Origin of the sequence: Terrilactibacillus laevilacticus, from assembly GCF_006517395.1 — a bacterium.
GTDB classification, from domain to species: domain Bacteria; phylum Bacillota; class Bacilli; order Bacillales; family Sporolactobacillaceae; genus Terrilactibacillus; species Terrilactibacillus laevilacticus.
In genome coordinates, this window is the sequence record NZ_VDCY01000001.1 from 84,328 (window position 1) to 103,780 (window position 19,453).

Below are 19,453 nucleotides of genomic sequence, written 5' to 3' on the forward strand. Positions count from 1 at the left end.
ATAACATTAGACATACCTGCAAGACATGGGTATGATAAAAATAGATTAGGATAATTCATATTTTTTTCACTACATAAGAAATGGGGAATAGTCATGTCAACAATCAATGTAGGTTTTCAAGTTCTTCCTTTTACCAAAGAAGATAATATGTATGAATTGGTTGATAAGGCCATTGAAGTGGTTCAAGAATCAGGCGTTAAGTATGAAGTTGGTCCTCTTGAAACGGTGATGGAGGGTGAACTCGATCATTTGATTGACATTGTTAAGAAAGCGCAACAAGCTTGTCTTGATGCTGGTGCAGAGAGTGTCATTACAAATGTTAAAATCATCAATGTACCAAAAGGCACAACCATTGAAGATAAAATTGGAAAATATCGTGCGTAATTAAAAAATAATCCACCAAGTGAGGTGTTTCACGATTGAATTCAATTATTAGTATGGATCAGGTTAATCGTCGATTAGGCCATGAAAATTATGTCTTTGTTGACTGTCGTTTTAATCTTCAAAATCCAGATGAAGGGCAAAATCAATATCATGAAGGACACTTGCCTGGAGCGATTTTCTTTGATTTAGAGAAGGATCTATCTGCTGATGTAAGCGAGCATGGAGGTCGACATCCCCTACCGAATGAAGAAGAATTTGTCAAAAAACTTGGCAAGTGCGGCATAGATGGAACGAAAACGGTCATTGCTTATGATGACCAAGACGGTGCAATGGCAGCCCATTTATGGTGGCTCCTTCAATACTATGGACATCCTAACGTTCAAATCATGGATGAGGGATTTACTGCTTGGAAAGAAAAGGGCTATCCTATTGAACAGAAAATGTCACTTGCGAAAGAAACTCATTTTATCCCACATATTCATCCTGATTGGGTCTTAACGATGTCGGATGTTAAAGCTTTAGACGTATCAAAAGGAGATACAATACTTATAGATTCAAGAGCACCTGAACGATTCTCAGGAAAAGTAGAAACCGTGGATAAGAAATCGGGCCACATTCCTGGCGCAGTGAATTGGTTTTGGAAAGATAATCGTTCTGAGCAAGGTAAATGGAAAACAGCGGAAGAACTGAAAAGCCGGTTTGAGCCTTTAAAACAGAAGGATCAAATTGTCGTCTACTGCGGTTCAGGAGTTACGGCGTGTGGGAATATCATCGCTATGAAAGAAGCAGGTCTGAAGAATATCAAACTTTATAGCGGGAGTTGGAGTGATTGGATATCTTACGAAAATAATCCAATTGAAACGGAAGAATAATAAGATACTAACAAGGCTCTAGAGCGAAAATGTCCCTAGAGTTTTTTTCTTTTGTATAAAGGGCAGCTTATGAGAATGTCCATGACTTTAACAATCTATTAATTACCATTCTAGTAAAAAAGGACTGTTTATCTTGATATATAACAGCAAAAGTCAGGTGCGGAATCCGTCCTAACCACGTATACGTACAATGATAAAGACAACAAATACGTGGTAACCGATACGAAAGGCAATAACACGACGTATACGCGGGATAAAACGCATAACAGTTATGCCGTCTTAACAACCATAAATGCAGATGACACGTCATCCTCTGTTACGTACGATGATAAGTATAATGTGCTTAGTGAAACCGATGAAAATGGGAAAACACAGCACCATACGTATGACGGAAATGGAAATGTATTGACGGATACCGATGAAGAAGGAAAAACAACCAATTACCATTATGATACTCAAAACCATGTGATCGAAAAAATGGACCCTGATGGAACCAAAACAACGAATACGTATACAGGGGACAACTTAACTCGCTCACAGATTGGTGAAGAAGTCACGCAATATGAATACGACCCATATGGAAGACAAACCAAAGTCATTTATCCAAATAACACATATAGTACAACGTCTTATGATGATGCAAATTATAAAGTCGCCGAAACGGATGCTAAAGGCAATACGAGTGCAACGGGATACAATACTTATGGTCAAACGATCAGTGAAACCGATGGTGAAAATCGAACAACGAGCTATACGTATAATCTATTGAATCCAGATATCAAAACGTCGGTTACTGATGGCGACGGTCATAAAACAAGTTATGTCTATGATGACAATGGCAATATGACGACACTCACAAATGCCAATGGAAAGCAAAAAATATACTCATATAACGGAAATAGCCAATTACTCACAAGTGAATTTCCGATCACAGGAACGACAAAATTAAAAGTCACGAATGTGTATGATCCCAATGGAAATCTGTCGAAAGTCACACAAAACTCGGGGATCGAAGAAAATTATGCTTATGATGATGTGGATCAATTAACAGGAGTGACAGTTAAACAAGGCGGTCAAAATGTCTTAGGCTGGAATAATACGTATGATGGAGCCGGACAGTTAACAGGAATAGCTTTCAAAAATTTAACGTCTAATATAACACTCGTTGATAAGCACTATGCGTATACAGCGAATAGTTTGTTATCTCAATATACTCAAGGGAAATACGTGAATCAGTATACGTATGACGAAAATGATCGATTGGCGAGTCAAACGCTGAATTACAATGAAGATACGCAGCCATTCAATATTCAACAAGCCTTGACGTATACCGATGAAGGGAAAACCAAAGGTGTCGATGTCAATGCGAGTGGACAGTCTCTCTTTGTTCTGGACTATACGTATGATCTGAAACAGAATAAAGAAGTTATTGATTATAATTATGGTTTATTTAAGAATCTATTGACCTATGATGAAGGTAATCATTTAACATCCATCACGTATACAAAAGGTTCGCAAACGGATCCAACGCTTGCTTTCTCGTATGTTTATGATAAATCTGGTAACATTACAAAAGAAACAAGCAAAAATGGCACTTCTCAGTATACGTATGATGGTAATCATCAACTGACTAAAGAGAACTTGCCAAACGAGAATAGAACGTACATTCTCTATGTGTTATGATAGAGATAGATAATTGTGAAAGAGGACGGAGGAATGAGTTAGTATGTCACTGAGATGTATATTAGGCAGCCCCGGGACAGGAAAAACGACGTATTGCCATGAAGAAATAATTAAAAAGCTAAAGGAAAATCCGATGGGTAAACCTCTTGTTTTACTTGTTCCAGAACAAATGACGTTTAGTACCGAATATTCATTAGCCAAAACACCAGATCTTGGTGGGATGACTCGACTCAATGTCTATAGTTTTCCTCGACTGGCGCTTCGGGTCCTGCAACAATCAGGAGGAGCAGCTCGATATCACTTGACTTCTGTCGGAGTAAGCATGCTTCTTAGAAAAATCGTAGAGCAACATAAAGGCAAACTACGTCTTTATAAAAAGGCGGCTGATCAACATGGCTTTTTCGATCAGCTTCATACAGCCATCACGGAGTTTAAACGGTATTGTATTTCCCCTCAGGAACTGCACGATAAGGCTGTAGGCTTTGTCTCAGAAGACCAAAATGATGTTTTACTTCAAGATAAATTAGCTGATTTGCAGCTTATTTATTCTGAATTAGAAAAAGCGATATTAGATAAATTCATAGATAGTGAAGATTATCTTCAACTTTTAATAGATAAAATAAAAGAAACACCATTTCTAAAAGATACCGAAGTTTGGATTGATGGTTTTGATGTTATGACGCCGCAGGAACGACAAGTCGTTGCGGAACTCATGGTACATACCAAGCGAACCACAGTGACGCTTAATCTTGATCAAGAATATGAGTTGTTGCCACATCCCTTATCTGTATATCAACAACCAGCAAGACTTTATAAACAAATAAAAGAGCATGCTTTAGATCTTAAGGTCGAGATAGAATCCAATGTCTATTTAACAGAGTATCGACGTAGTCAAAAAAGTGGATTGCGTCATCTCGCTCTTCAATATAATGAGCGTCCTTACTTACCAAATACAGATCATGACGGAATAACACTGCTTGAGGCTACGAATCGTCGTGAAGAAATCGAGCTAGCGGCAAGACGAATTTTAACTTTTGTCCGTGACGAGGGAATACGTTATAGAGATATTTCTGTGTTTGTTCGCGATTTATCGAGTTATAGTGAAATGATACGAACGATTTTTGGAGATTACAAAATTCCTATTTTCATTGACCAAAAACGTTCAATGTGTCATCATCCATTGATCGAATTTATCCGATCAGCGCTTGAAGTCATACAGAAAAACTGGCGCTATGACGCCGTATTTAGATGTGTCAAAACCGATATGCTGTTTTCTTATGAGGGAAATAGATTTGAACAGCGTGAAGAGATGGATATCCTTGAAAACTATGTGATTGCACATGGCATATACGGAAAAAAATGGACAAACAGAGATCCGTGGCTATATCAAAGATATCAAGACTTAGATCGTGATATACCAAAGACAAAAGAAGATGTAGAGGCTGAAAAACGTCTGAATCGCATTCGTTTTCAAGTTGCTCGGCCACTTCAATCTCTTCAAGAACAGATGAAAAAAGCCCCGACGATTAAAGATAAATGTGTAGCATTATATGAATTTCTGATGGACCTTTTTGTGCCTGAAAAAATTGAACGTTTGAGAAAAGAGGCTGAGACGGAAGGAAGACTCGAAGATGCTATGGAGCATCGTCAAGTATGGAAAGCGGTCATGGACTTAATGGATCAAATGGTCGAAGCTACAGGAGAAGAGCGGGTTTCTTTATCCTTATTCAACAAAATGATCGAAACGGGCTTGGATACTCTAGAGTTTGCCCTTGTTCCACCTGCCATAGATCAAGTTGTAATAGGCAGCTTGGACCGGTCGCGTCCGATTAATATTAAAGTCGCTTTTATTCTTGGGATAAATGAAGGGATATTACCAGCTAAACCAACAGAAGAAGGCATTTTATCTGATCAAGATCGCGTTTTACTACAGTCTGAAGATGTCATTCTATCCGAAGGTACGGATGAGCAAATGATGAATGAAGAGTATTACTTATTTAGAGGACTGACTTGCCCAAGTGATGAACTGATTCTATCCTATCCACTTGCAAATGAAGAGGGGAAGGGACTCCTTCCATCTCCTTTTATTCATCGATTAAAGCATTTATTTCCTACTTTAACGGAAAAACTCATTCATTCAGAACCACAATCGGTATTGGATGAAGATCATCTACCTTTTGTCACACGCCCAAATAAAACTTTGGCCTATCTTGCCAGTGGATTACGTGAGTGGTTACGAGGTTATCCTCTTCAAAATGTCTGGTGGAATACGTACAATTGGTACATGGAAACACCCGATTGGAAAGATAAATGTAGGCATATGATCGCAAGTTTATTTTATCGAAATCAAGCATCTATTAAACCAGAAACAGCGAAACAGTTATATGGGGAAACCATAAAAGCCAGTGTCTCTAGGATGGAATTATTTAATGCCTGTCCATTTGCACAATTTGCTTCTTACGGGCTAAAACTTAGAGAACGTAGCATGTTTCGATTAGAAGCTCCTGATATTGGTCAGCTTTTCCACTCAGCATTAAGAATGATGACAAACCAGTTAATGCAAAAACATAAATCTTGGGCAGATCTCACGGAGAAAGCTTGTGAACAACTGGCTGAAGATGTCGTCACCACGCTTGCACCTAAATTGCAGCGGCAAATATTAATGAGCTCAAATAGACATCACTATTTACAACATAAATTAAGTCAAGTCGTTGCCCGTGTAGCTAAAGTGATGAGTTCGCATGCTAAGAGGAGTGGTTTCTCACCTATCGGTTTAGAATTACCCTTCGGACCGAACCAACCCTTACCGCCTTTAACATTTGAACTACCAAACGGTTGTAAAATGGAAATTGTTGGACGGATTGATCGAGTGGACCGAGGTACGAATGACCAAGGCGTCTTACTGAGAATCATTGATTATAAATCGAGTAGTAAAGATTTAAGTATGACAGAGGTTTATTATGGATTAGCGCTGCAGATGTTAACGTATTTAGATGTGATCATCACGAATGCAAAAGCTTGGCTTGGGGAAGAAGCCATGCCTGCAGGTGTTCTCTATTTTCATGTACATGACCCACTTTTATCCATAAATGAGCCCTTAACTGATGAAGCTATTGAGAAAACCATTTTAAAAGATTTTAAAATGAAGGGCTTGGTCTTGTCGGAAGAATCGGTGGTAAGAGAAATGGATACAACGTTAACGACCGGTTATTCTGACCTTCTTCCATTAGCTTTGAAAAAAAATGGCGAATTTTACTCTTCCTCTTCGGTTGCAAGTATCGAGGCTTTTGATGCTATGAAGTCACATGTCAGAGAAGTCATTCAGAAGGTGGGGACGGATTTAACAAGTGGTCAAGTCGATATCTCTCCTTATCGACTTAATGATCGTACGCCGTGCGATTTCTGTTCATTCCGATCTGTTTGCCAATTTGATCAATCACAAAAGGACAATAACTACCGTCTTTTGAAAAAACAAAAAGATGAAGAGATGATGAAACAACTATTGAAAGGAGATAGTCATGAATAACACGTCGATCGTCAAACCGACAAATAGTCAATGGACGAATGAACAATGGCAAGCGATCACAGAACATGGACAAGATATCTTAGTTGCAGCTGCGGCAGGATCAGGTAAAACAGCGGTTTTAGTCGAACGAATAATAAAAAAAATGACGGATGCTGAACATCCAGTTAATGTGGATCAATTATTAATTGTGACGTTCACAAATGCCGCTGCAGCTGAAATGCGGTCACGTATTAGTCAGGCGATTGATGAGGCGTTGTTAAAGGATCCAAGTTCGCTCTTTTTAAGACGACAACAAGCATTGTTAGGCAAGGCTTCGATTATGACGTGTCACGCTTTCTGTATGTCTGTGATTAAAAAATATTATTATATGTTGGATCTTGATCCCAATTTTCGGCTGCTGGATCAAACAGAAGCTGCATTAATTAAAGACGATATTTTAAACGACTTATTTGAAGATTATTACGCAAATGGTCAAGATAATGGCTTTTTTGATCTTGTTGATCGTTATTCAGGTGATCGCAATGATGCTTATATTCAAGATCTTATTTTGAAATTATATGATTTCTCACGAAGTCATCCTTGGCCAAATGCTTGGCTTAATGAAATGGCTGCGTCTTATCATGTTCAAGCTGGAACTCAAATCGATTCATTTTCGTTTACATCAGATCTCATAAATATAGTCAAACACAAACTTATTGGAATGATGAGACGACTTAGTCAAGCAGGCGAAATCATACAAAGTCCTGGTGGTCCTACACCTTATGATGAGACGATTCAAGCAGATCGGATGATGATTGATCAATTAATGGCACACACACATGATAGTTGGGAAGACATTTATCAAGCTTTTCAAAGTGTGTCTTTTACTAAGTTGAAAAGCTGCCGAGATAAAACGATCGATGATGATTTGAAGGATCAGGTCAAAACCATTAGAGAACAAGTGAAAAAAGAACTAACGACACTCAAAAACGAGTGGTTCAGCCGATCACCAGAATCTTTTTTAAATGATCTGAAAGAAATGGCATCTTCAGTCGATTTGCTTGTCAAACTAATACAAGATTTTGATGAGCGTTATCAATCAGTTAAACGCGAGCAAGGTGTTGCAGACTTTTCCGATCTTGAACATCATTGTCTACAGATTTTAAGATCCACTGAATCAAAGCCTGGTAAGGAAATTCCATCTGTTGTAGCAGAACAGTATCGCTCGTTATTTAATGAAGTTCTTGTTGATGAATACCAAGATACAAACCTTGTTCAAGAAACCATTGTCAAGTTAGTATCTGGGGGGATTTCAGAAGAAGGCAATCTTTTTATGGTAGGAGACGTTAAACAGAGCGTTTATCGCTTTCGGTTAGCTGAACCAGGTTTATTTATTGAAAAATATAAACAATTCTCAGATCAAAAAGAAAATCACAACGGGTTAAAAATTGATTTATCAAGAAATTTCAGAAGCCGTCAAAACATACTAACGAGCACCAACTTTATCTTTCGTCAAATCATGAATGAAGAGGTTGGTGACATCGATTACGACGATGCTGCGGAACTTAAATTTGGTGCTAAAGATTATCCTGAGGGGGATGAGCCAACAGAACTGATTCTAATTGATCGTGAACATGGGGAAGAAGAGTTAGAAGATGGTGATCAAATCAATGAAATCAGTGCAACGGAATTAGAAGGCTACCAAATTGCTAAAAGGATTAAGCAAATGGTTGATCAAGGTTATCCAATTTACGATCGGAAAAAGAAGACAAGTAGACCCATACAGTATCGCGATGTGGTCATCTTGATGCGTTCCACTCACAAATCAGCTCCTTTAATGCTTGATATATTAAAGGAAGCCGGCATTCCTGCGTATGCAGAATTATCAACAGGCTATTTTGATGCGACGGAAATCCTTGTTATGTTATCTGTCCTTCAAATCATTGATAACCCATATCAAGATATCCCGCTTGTGAGTGTCCTAAGATCTCCAATCATTGGGTTAAATGGAGATGAATTGACGACATTACGATTATATGAAAAAGATAACCTTCAATTCTATGAAGTTGTAAAAAGATATGCTGAAGAGGAAAATACAGAATTAGCCCAAAAGATGCGGACTTTTTTATATCAACTTGAATCTTGGCGTTCAATGAGTAAAGCGCACGCTGTAAGTGAACTCATTTGGCAGATTTACCGGGATACCGGATACTATGATTTTGTAGCAGGACTTGTCGGGGGGACTGAAAGGCAAGCTAATCTCAGAGCATTATACGATCGTGCGAGACAATACGAAAAGACTTCCTTCAGAGGATTATTTCGTTTTCTTAAATTTATAGAAAGAATGCGTGACCGTGGGGATGATCTGGGTGCAGCTAAAGCGCTAAGTGAACAAGAAGATGTCGTACGAATTATGACGATCCACAAAAGTAAAGGACTTGAATTTCCAGTCGTTTTTGTGGCAGGCTTAACGAAACGCTTTAACATGCAGGATTTAAACCAACGAGCTCTCCTCCATAAACAATTGGGGTTTGGAACGAGATACATTGATCCCGTAAAACGAATCAGTTTACCAACACTTCCTTTTATTGCTATAAAGCAAAAATTAGCAGAAGAAACGCTCGCCGAAGAAATGAGGATATTATATGTTGCCTTGACGCGTGCTAAAGAAAAACTCATTTTAGTTTCAGCTTTAAAGGACGTTGAGAAAACCATTAGTTCTTGGAAAGAGGCGTTGTTTGAAAAAGAATGGATTTTGCCTACTCACATGAGAAACAAAGCCAAAACATACCTCGACTGGATAGGACCTGCTATCATGAGGCACCAAGATGCTTCGGTATTCCACGACATTGCAGGTGAAGATGTCTTAAAGACAACGATTTCGCTTGACTCATCGACATGGGACATTCAGATAGTCTTAGCTTCCACTATGGATACCCATCCGATCCAAGCGATTGACCAAGTAAGGCTAAACAAAGTACGTCAAGGCGAGTCTGTCAGTGTATCAAATGAATGGAAACAAGCGGTGGAAGAAAGGTTGAACTGGGTGTATCCATACCAACATTCAGAAAAAGCAATGGCGAAGCAAACCGTTACAGAAATAAAAGCACAACAAACTTATTTTAGTGAAGGCGCAGCTGATCATTTGTTAGATCCATCGGATAAAGGGATCAGTGTTGATCGACCAAGATTTATGCAGCAAGGGAAGTTGTCGGCAACAGAAAAAGGGACAGCACTCCATGTGATGATGCAACACGTAGATTTAACTGGAGATTTAACACCAGAAGCCATAAAATTGCAAGGTGTGAGGCTTGTAGAAAAAGAAATCTTAACCATCGAACAAGAAGAGAGTTTGGATTATCAGGCTATTGCCAAATTTTTCACCTCGCCAATTGGATTAAAAATGCTTCACGCACAAGAGGTCGTTCGAGAATGTGCATTTAGCTATATTTTAGATGCAAAAGAAGTCTATCCAGGTTGGAATGATGATTGTGAGGAAGGTGTTATCGTACAAGGCGTGGTTGATTGCATCATTATTGACGATGATGGGATGACATTATTAGACTACAAAACAGATAAAATCACCTCACGCTATCAGGCGGAAACCGAAGCAAAAGCCGAATTAATTAAACGTTATAATCTTCAATTAAACTTATATAAAAAAGCAATTGAAAAGATTTGGAAACGAAAGGTTCATCGAATGGGTCTATATGCCTTTGATGGAGGCTATTTTGTAGAAATAGAAGAAGGTGAAAAGCCATGAGGATTTTGCATACGGCTGATTGGCATCTTGGAAAAACATTAGAGGGACGATCAAGACAAAGAGAACAGGAAGCCGTTATGGATGAAATCTGCCAAATTGCGGATGATCAAAAAGTTGATGCCATTATGATGGCGGGGGATGTTTATGATACGGTCAACCCGCCAGCTGTTTCTGAAAGTCTATTTTATGAAACGGCTCATAAGCTATCAAAAGAAGGGTCCAGGCCATTTATCGTGATCTCTGGAAATCATGATAGTCCGGAACGTATTCAAGCAAGTAGCCCATTAGCCTCATATCAAGGGATAACGCTTGTTGGGCATCCGATTGATCATATTTTAAAAATAAAGATTCCGAGTAAACAAATATATCTAAATATAAGTGCCATCCCGTATCCATCTGAATCTCGATTAAATGAAGTTTTGAGTCTATCAAATGACGATGAGCATATTCAAGATGCCTATAATGATCGACTTCACATTCTATTTAAAGAACACGCGAAATCCTTCCAAAAAGAAGCTGTAAATATTATGATGAGTCATTTATTCGTTGCTGGAGGTAAGGAATCGGATTCAGAAAGACCGATTCAAGTTGGGGGAGCTTATACTGTCTCGCCTCAAGCTTTTCCAAAAGAAGCCCAATACGTGGCGCTTGGTCACCTGCATCGTCCACAAACTTTGAAGCATAGCTCCACATTAACACGCTATGCAGGATCGCCGCTTGCCTATAGTTTCTCCGAAGCCAATCAACCGAAATCGGTGACCATACTAAACGTAGAACCTGGTGAAAAAGCAACAATGAATGAAATTTATTTATCCAGCGGGAAACCCCTTGTCAAGTGGAGGGCTAAAAATGGACTTGATGAAATTCACCGCTGGCTTGATGAAGGAAGAGATTCCAATTCGTGGATTGATCTAGAAGTTCAATTATCAGAGGCTTTAAGCATTCACGACATACAGGAAATAAGAAAGCTTCATGATGGCATCGTTAATATTAGACCCATCTATCTGAATGATATCGAACAAGAGGAACGTTTGGAACGTATGAGACTCCCTATTCATGAGTTATTTATTCGTTTTTTTAAACAGCAAACGAACGGCGCTGAACCGAGTCCAGAATTGCTCCAACTCTTTTTAGATTTGATTAACGAGAATCATGACGAAGCCATGTTAGAGGTTGCTGCAGGGAGAGATGAAAAATGAAACCAAAACAGCTGACGCTTCGTGGGTTGAACAGTTTTCGAGAGGAACAGACGATTGATTTTGATGCGCTATGTGCGGATGGGATATTTGGTATTTTTGGCCCAACAGGCAGTGGAAAATCATCTTTGCTAGATGCCATCACGCTTGCTTTATATGGAAAAGTTGAGAGAGCAGCTAAGAACACACAAGGAATATTGAATCATGCAGAAGACAAGCTGCAAGTCGGATTTACCTTTGAGATGGGAGGGGTTAACCCTACCATTTATTGTGTTGAAAGAATGTACAAAAGAACGAAAGATAATGGATTGAAGATTGGTAGCTGTCGATTATTAAAATACGGGGAATCAACGGAAGTCATAGCGGATAAAGAGCGAGATGTCACACAAGGCATTCAAGATATTTTAGGCTTGACTCATGATGATTTTACTCGTGCGGTGGTCCTCCCACAAGGTAAATTTGCTGAATTTTTATCTTTAAAAGGTGCAGAGAGACGAAAAATGCTACAGCGTTTATTTCATCTTGAACGTTATGGCGATGAAATGATCGAGAAGTTAAAAAAAAGATTAACCGCATTTGACCAAAGATTAAGTGAAATAATAGCTGAAGAGCAAGGACTTGGTGATGCATCAAAGGAAACCCTTCAAAAATTACAACAAGACTATGTTCTTCTAACCAAACAAGTCAATGAATCGAGCCAAAAAGTTAAGGACATAGAAATAAAACTTGAGGAATTGAAAAATTTATGGCAACTGCAAAAAGAATGGAATCAAAAATATCGTGAATTAGAAGAAATGATTCGACAAGAAAAAGCCATGCAAGCTTTAAATCAGCAGATCAAACAGGCTGAACAAGCGATTCAAATGATGCCCATATATGAAGCATGGCGCGAATCCGAAGCTTTAGTTGAAAAAGAAAAAGAAACAGTAGAAGAACAAAAGAGATTGTTTCAACACATTCTGGAAGAAGAAAATAAAGTGGTGAAACAGCTAGAAACAGCAAGAGAGAGGCAAGTTGATCAAGAGCCAATCCTTCAGAAAAAGAAAATGATCGCTGAAGAGGGTTTGAAGATTTTAGAAAAACTTCATGAAACAAAACCAGAAATAACTATAAAGCAAACGGCTGTTCATGAATTAATGACAAATATAAAACAAAAGAAACGTGTTCTTGAAGAAGAGCTGAGCCATCGCGAGGAGTTGATATCTAAGCGAAAAGCGCTACAACATGTTTTAAATCAAAACAAAATAGATCACACTTATCGGAATATGATCCAACGGGCTTTAGGTGAGAAGAAAGATATTCAATTTTTAAATGAAAAGCTGGAGGGTTTACGTCAAGAATGGGTTCAACAACATCGGCAATCTGTTAAACGTGAAAAAATACTAAAAGACTGTCATTCTAAATCTCATCAATTAAAGGAAAAAGCAAGAAGGGTATTTAGTCTTCAAGAGGTCCTTTATCATAAAGTGGTGAATTCAGAACAGCAAGCTGTAAGACTACAAGATTTCTTATCAAAACGGTTAAATGAAGAACGATTGCATTTAATGGAAGCGTATAAACAAAAAGCTTCGCTTGATCTTGTGCATGATCTTCAGGAGGGGTCTGCTTGTCCAGTATGTGGTTCCACTCATCATCCGAATCCAGCGAAGAAAACAAAAATTGAGAGTGAAGACACGATTGTTTCAAAAATAAATAGGTATGAAAAATTCTTAGACAACTTGACGAAATCATCGAATCGTCTTGAAAATTATAAAACACAATGTGAATCTCATGCGGCTAATTTAATGATGATTTTAGAAGAAAATGAAGTCCCAATAATGTCAATGAACGATAAGGAAGAAAATGACCCTCAGGAATTAATGGATTCTAACTCGATAGGAAAACGAATGGATCAACACGTATTAGACGTCAAAGCGTATTATCAAGACTTGATTGAACTCAAAGAACAAATAGAGGAATTAATCGAAAATAAAAAGAAGAATGACGTGGAGCAATCTCGAGGTCACTCTGAATTTGAATTTTATCTTGGCAAACAAAAGGAATTAGAAGAAAAAGCAGCTCAAATAAAAGAAGAAATAGAAGAAAAAAAGAAGTCTTGGTCTCCTTCTTATCCCCCTATCGAAGAAGTCGAGGTAAAAGAGGAATCTATTAAGCAAGCAGATCAGGAAGCTGAGAAATATGAAGAAGAACTTAATCATGTCTTTACTAAGCAAGATCAAATTGAAGAAAAAGTAAAGAAACTTTCCGAAGAAGTCCATCAGGATGAACAAAGAGCCGCTTCAAATAAAGCTCAACTAGATTCATTAATGAAAATTCAGCAGGATTTAATTCAAAGTCTATCAAAATTGAATTTTAATGAGAACACAGATCTCCATGCCTATCTCCAAAACATACAGCAAAAAATGGAGACGCTTCTATCTGACCGGAATAAATATGAGGAATTACTTAAGAAAACACAAGAAGACCGATTTGAAAAAGAAAAAGCGAAAGAGAAAGGTCTAACTCGATTAGCTCAAATCGAATTACAAGAACAAAAGACAAAGAAAAGATGGGACGAAGTCTATCAAATATCCATCTTTAATACTCAGGATGCCTTTCTGAATGCCTACGCTGAAGAGTCAAAAGTCAAGTCATGGGTTCAGAAACTAGAGGTGTATGAGCGAAGAAAAGAAAAGTTAACAAGTGACTTGCAAGATATTGAGAAGAAGTTATCAGGACGTCAAGTGACTGAAGAAGCGTTAGTTAAATTGGAGAGCCAAGCTGATGCACTAAAAGAGACGTATCATACTCTTCTAGAAGAGCGTGCGGCATGTGGCAAGGAAAAGAACATACTAGAAAATAATCATCAGCGTTTTGTCATTCTTGAAGAAGAGAAACACTCATGTGAAAAAGAAATCACTAAACTGAAGACGCTGCAACAAATTTTTAGAGGGAATGGATTTGTAGAATTTGTCGCTGAAGAACAGCTGCACCAAGTCTGTATTGCCGCATCAAGAAGACTCGGTGATTTAACACATGGCCGTTACGCACTTGAAGTCGATACGGCTGGAGGTTTTATTATTAGAGATGATGCAAATGGGGGCATAAGAAGACCTGTTTCAACTCTATCTGGTGGAGAAACATTTTTGACCTCATTAGCCTTAGCCTTATCATTATCCGAGCAAATTCAGCTAACAGGTGACGTGCCATTACAATTTTTCTTTTTAGATGAAGGGTTTGGCACACTCGATCCTGAATTGTTAGATACGGTTGTCACCTCTCTTGAAAAACTTCATATGAACCGTTTATCAATCGGCGTGATCAGCCATGTTCCGGAATTAAGGGCCAGATTACCAAGAAAACTCATCGTTGAACCTGCAAAACCTTCTGGTGAAGGAAGTACTGTTCATCTTGAACTCTTATAATCATATATTCTAAAAAGGGCATCTTGTCAGATGCCTTTAGGCTGTAGACAAACTCGAAGAATTTCGAGTTTGTCTACAGCCTTTTTTTTATTTTAGAATAAGGAGTAAAAGAATCAGTCTGGTAAGATTTCCACTACAGAGGCTTGCTTTCCGCGGGCGGGGCTCCGCTTTGGCGTACGTTCCACGCGTCAAAACGATAAAAGAGATCGAAACTAACATGGCATATCGTTGGTTATTAGGATTCAATTTCTTTGTGTCTTTGCAGATGCGAAGGAAAAGCATGGAATACGATGGACAACTCTATGCTTACTTTTGCTGCCATAAATAGTAACTAGCGACTTGAACATGGCAAGTTGAGTACTAGTTGATTGGAGCGGAAGGCGCTTGACTCCTGGGGGATTAGCGTTACAGACGAGACCCCGCAGGAGCTTGCGACGAGGAGGATCGGCAAACGCCCCCCGGAAAGCAGGTGCCTGGAGCGGAAATCAACCTGCACTTTTTTCTACAATTGTTGGTTGAGTCAGATGTGCATTTTTGCTAAAAAAGTAAACTTAACACGCTTTTTAATAGGATTGTTGATGGTTGTCTTGGTTTAGCCACGAGACAGCAAAATCAACGGCTTTTTTTTGTGGGAAAAAAATGGTTGGAGCTGACCCGACTTTTCCGTGTTTAACCACACTCGGGAAACTTTTCTCAAAAGCATATCCAATTTTAGAAAAACTATCGTGTGGATCAAGTTCAATATCGTGATAAACAACCCACTGGCGCTCCCCATCTATTAGAATAGGGGAGCCCTTTTTTAATTTTTTTCGGCCACCATATCGATATTCAGATAAATGAAAGGACGTGTTATTATCATAACCAACGCCCAATAACAACACCTGGGTATCACTCTGATAAAGCTTAGCTAGAGGGGAATGGTCACCAAGTCCATTGTCTAAACTGTGATTTTCTATTATGTATTTAGCTTTTTTCCCCCATGCAGCAAATGAATAGAGTGGGTGGTAGCTCCTCAGAACGTTAGGGAAGGTTCTAAATGTTTCTACGATTTTTCCCATGAAATAGGTAGGCGTGATGTTGGGGTCAAAACCAGGCATGGTATCGCGTATGATCTGAATCCAATTTTCTGGAACAGGTGGGTTAGTCCACGTTTCAGGATCACAATAATCAGCGCTATGGGTTGGCATAACAAGCGTCCCTTCAGGAGTAATGACATCCATTAGAGCCTGAACAACCGTAACAGGTCCGCCAGATACCCATCCAATCGATCGAAGTGACGAATGCACAATTATTGTCATACCAGGGTGAATACCTAATTTTTTCAAATCTTGAGTTAATGATTCCCTCGTTCGAGGGGTATGACAAGAAAATTGTTGATCTAATGATTTGCTCATGATCATCCTCCATCAGAAGTGAAGCTTTTTATTCACCATAAAAATGTTCTTTATTTCATCCATCTGTAATTTTACCCTAAACATTTGAACCTCTCAACGTGAATGAGCTCTTTTAAATAATACCATTTAAATTATTAATGGTTTCTATATAACAAAATTATTGAATTTTTTGTTCTATTTTGTCATTTATAACTGGTTTAATTTTTTAGAGTAGATTATAGTTGTACATAGAAGTAGCGCTAGACACGCTGATCTCATTATGACGAAGGTTGAAAGGGAGGATTTTAATGACAAATTATTCTTTACTAAACTATATAAATGGGGAATGGACAGGCGAAGACCTAAAAAAAATAGAGGTGGTTAATCCGGCCACGGGTGAGGTGATTGGCTCTGTTCCCTCTGCAGGAAAAGAAGAAGCCTTAGTAGCGATCAAAGCGGCAAATGATGCTTTTCGTACTTGGTCTGCCCTTCCTGCAATTAAAAGAGCGGAATATTTATTTAAATTGCAAGAGATTATGCTTGATAGACAAGAGGAATTAGCTAAAATTATGACCCTGGAAAATGGAAAACCACTAAAAGAAGCAAGAGGCGAAGTTCTATATGCCACATCATTTTTACAATGGTTTGGTGAAGAAGCGAGACGAATCTATGGTAGGACCATACCGGGAAAAACAGAAAATCATCGAATGTCAGTTATTAAACAACCCGTTGGCGTCGTTGCAGCGATTACGCCTTGGAATTTTCCAGCTGCCATGATTACACGTAAGATGGCTCCTGCATTAGCAGCGGGATGTACATTTATTGTGAAACCATCCGAACTGACACCTTTATCTGCCTTGAAAATTGCTGAGTGTTGTGAGGAAGCGGGAATTCCAAAAGGCGTATTTAATGTTGTATGCGGAGAACCAAAGGGGATTGGTGAAGCGTTTATGACTGAAGATGTTGTTAGAAAAATTACGTTTACAGGATCTACGGCGGTTGGTAAATTACTACTAAGACAAAGTGCTGAAGGTGTTAAAAAAGCATCAATGGAACTCGGCGGTCATGCTCCATTCATAGTTTGTGATGATGCAGATATCGACCTCGCAGTTGAAAATATTGTAGCAGCAAAGTTCCGAAATAGTGGACAAGTGTGTGTATCACCAAACCGATTATATGTTCAATCTAGCATTTATGAATCTTTCATATCAAAATTTGCTGAGAAAGCAAAATCATTAAAAGTAGGGAATGGTTTAGACGAAGATGTGAATGTTGGCCCGCTTATTGAGAAAAAAGGCTATGAAAAGGTGGTTCACCAAGTTTATGATGCGATTGAAAAAGGGGCGACATGTGTTCTAGGTGGAAAAGGAACAGCAGAAAATGGGGCTTATTTTTATCAACCTACCATTCTTAAAGATGTCACAAGCGATATGGAAATTATGAATATTGAAACCTTTGGTCCCGTAGCACCTATTCAAAAGTTTGAGACCATTGATGAAGCCCTTAGGCTAGCTAATGACACACCATTTGGCCTTGCAGCTTATTTCTTTACTACGAATGTTTCGACCGGAACGAAGCTATCTGAGGGACTCGATTATGGAATCGTCGGATGGAATGATGCTCTTCCTTCAACTGCTGAAGCGCCTTTTGGGGGGATTAAACATAGCGGTCTAGGTTCTGAAGGAGGAACTGAAGGGATCGAAGAATATCTTGAAACAAAATACATTTCGATGAAAATTTAATATCAGAAGTAACCTGACTTAGGTGGCTATTTTCCCACCTAAGTTTTTTTGATATAGTCTTTAGAAAAACTATATTTACGAAGTAATATCAATAAAATACATAAAATAGAATGATTTCACTCCTTATCACATGTTATATTAAATGAATAAATACATAGTTAGGAGTTATTTGAATTGGACTTATTTATAAAGAAAATTCCCAAGTCTTTTAGTTTGAACCCAGCCCAATTTCTTATCCTGCTTTTTTTCAGTTTAATTATTATAGGGGCCTGTCTTCTAAAATTGCCTGTTGCCACTCATGGATCTCTGTCTTGGATAAATTCATTTTTCTTTGCAACCTCCGCGGCGACAGTGACTGGACTAGCTCCTCTAAATCCTGGAACAACTTTTACTTTATTTGGTAAACTTGTTATCATGTTTTTGGTTCAGCTAGGTGGTTTGGGCATTATGACTTTTGCAATCTTAATCATCATGATAATGGGAAAGAAAATCGGCATTAAACAACGTCGAATTATAAAAGAAGAACTAAATCAACCTACGATTGGAGGCGTTATCCGTTTAGTTAAAAATCTGGTCATATTCTCGATAACCATTGAATTGATCGGTAGTATTATTCTATGTTTCCGATTTATCCCTGAAGTTGGGTGGGATAGAGGGATTTTTTATAGTTTTTTTCATTCGGTTAGTGCCTATAATAATGCTGGATTTTCTTTATGGTCGAATGGATTGGGAAACTTTGTAGGCGATCCACTTACAAACATTGTCATCTCTTTATTAATTATTTCAGGAGGGATAGGATTTACCGTTCTGGTCGATCTTTGGGATAAAAAAAGATTTAAAACATTAACCCTTCATTCAAAGGTGATGCTTGTTGGTACATTCATTGTTAATGTGACGTCAATTATCGTAATATATGTGTTAGAAACTCATAATGTTCGTACATTAGGAGCATTGTCATCAATAGATAAGGTTTGGGCTGCCTATTTTCAAGGTATATCGCCAAGAACGGCAGGTTTTAACACTATTGATATTTCAAAACTTGAACCCTCAACCATTTTATTTATGATTTTGCTTATGTTTATTGGAGCTGGTAGCACTTCTACTGGTGGAGGGATCAAACTTACGACGTTTTTTGTTATCCTTTTTGCTGTAGTTTCCTTAATAAGAGGCGATGAACATGTCGTGATTGGAAAACGGACAGTGAAACATGACGTGATCATCCGATCATTAGGAATCGCTTCTTTATCCATTATTTGTATCTTTATTGCTTTATTCATTTTAACGGTAACTGAAAAAGCGTCGTTTTTATCCATTCTATTTGAAATTGTCTCGGCGTTTGGGACAGTAGGGCTATCCATGGGATTAACAGGTGATTTGTCTTTTATTGGTAAAATTGTCATTATGGGGGTTATGATTTTTGGCAAAATAGGTCCCATATCGCTCGTTTTCTTAATAACAAAATCAACTCAAAAACATTTTCGCTATCCAGACGCAAAATTTTTTATCGGTTAAAAATCTATCAAAAGGGTGT

10 protein-coding genes and 1 pseudogene are annotated in these 19,453 nt (G+C 38.3%); 10 read left to right on the forward strand and 1 reads right to left on the reverse strand.

Annotated features, from left to right (window positions below; all coding sequences use genetic code 11):
* Positions 1-93 precede the first annotated feature (93 nt).
* The 8 genes and pseudogenes from FG390_RS00375 to FG390_RS16175 all read left to right on the forward strand — a co-directional run.
* Positions 94-384: a thiamine-binding protein gene (locus FG390_RS00375; protein WP_141189044.1), complete on the forward strand. Its 291-nt coding sequence runs from the start codon at positions 94-96 to the stop codon at positions 382-384.
* Between the two features lie 35 nt (positions 385-419).
* Complete coding sequence (locus FG390_RS00380; RefSeq protein WP_181406309.1) at positions 420-1,256, forward strand: sulfurtransferase; 837 nt, start codon at positions 420-422, stop codon at positions 1,254-1,256.
* A gap of 210 nt (positions 1,257-1,466) precedes the next feature.
* On the forward strand, positions 1,467-2,939 hold the full coding sequence (locus tag FG390_RS00385; RefSeq protein ID WP_141189045.1) for an RHS repeat domain-containing protein: 1,473 nt from the start codon (positions 1,467-1,469) through the stop codon (positions 2,937-2,939).
* A 43-nt stretch (positions 2,940-2,982) separates the two neighbouring features.
* The gene (addB, locus tag FG390_RS00390) at positions 2,983-6,465 is read left to right on the forward strand and encodes a helicase-exonuclease AddAB subunit AddB (RefSeq protein WP_141189046.1); all 3,483 of its coding nucleotides are present in this window, start codon (positions 2,983-2,985) and stop codon (positions 6,463-6,465) included.
* Entirely contained in the window at positions 6,458-10,207 is a 3,750-nt protein-coding gene (gene addA / locus FG390_RS00395) for a helicase-exonuclease AddAB subunit AddA (protein WP_141189047.1), read from the forward strand. The genes addB and addA overlap by 8 nt, the downstream gene beginning before the upstream one ends.
* Complete coding sequence (locus tag FG390_RS00400; protein ID WP_141189048.1) at positions 10,204-11,406, forward strand: exonuclease SbcCD subunit D; 1,203 nt, start codon at positions 10,204-10,206, stop codon at positions 11,404-11,406. The genes addA and FG390_RS00400 overlap by 4 nt, the downstream gene beginning before the upstream one ends.
* A complete protein-coding gene (locus FG390_RS00405; RefSeq protein ID WP_141189049.1) occupies positions 11,403-14,807 on the forward strand; it encodes an AAA family ATPase in 3,405 nt (1,134 codons plus the stop codon). The genes FG390_RS00400 and FG390_RS00405 overlap by 4 nt, the downstream gene beginning before the upstream one ends.
* Before the next feature lie 168 nt (positions 14,808-14,975).
* Positions 14,976-15,057, forward strand: a pseudogene (locus FG390_RS16175) (transposase); the annotation flags it as partial.
* 313 nt (positions 15,058-15,370) lie between these two features.
* Here FG390_RS16175 and FG390_RS00415 read toward each other — a convergent pair.
* The gene (locus FG390_RS00415) at positions 15,371-16,201 is read right to left on the reverse strand and encodes an AAC(3) family N-acetyltransferase (protein WP_309147158.1); all 831 of its coding nucleotides are present in this window, start codon (positions 16,199-16,201) and stop codon (positions 15,371-15,373) included.
* A gap of 287 nt (positions 16,202-16,488) precedes the next feature.
* Here FG390_RS00415 and FG390_RS00420 point away from each other — a divergent pair, with 287 nt between their 5' ends.
* Positions 16,489-17,922: an NAD-dependent succinate-semialdehyde dehydrogenase gene (locus FG390_RS00420; protein WP_141189052.1), complete on the forward strand. Its 1,434-nt coding sequence runs from the start codon at positions 16,489-16,491 to the stop codon at positions 17,920-17,922.
* Positions 17,923-18,096: 174 nt separating this feature from the next.
* Positions 18,097-19,434: a TrkH family potassium uptake protein gene (locus tag FG390_RS00425; RefSeq protein ID WP_181406310.1), complete on the forward strand. Its 1,338-nt coding sequence runs from the start codon at positions 18,097-18,099 to the stop codon at positions 19,432-19,434.
* The last annotated feature ends 19 nt before the right edge of the window (positions 19,435-19,453 follow it).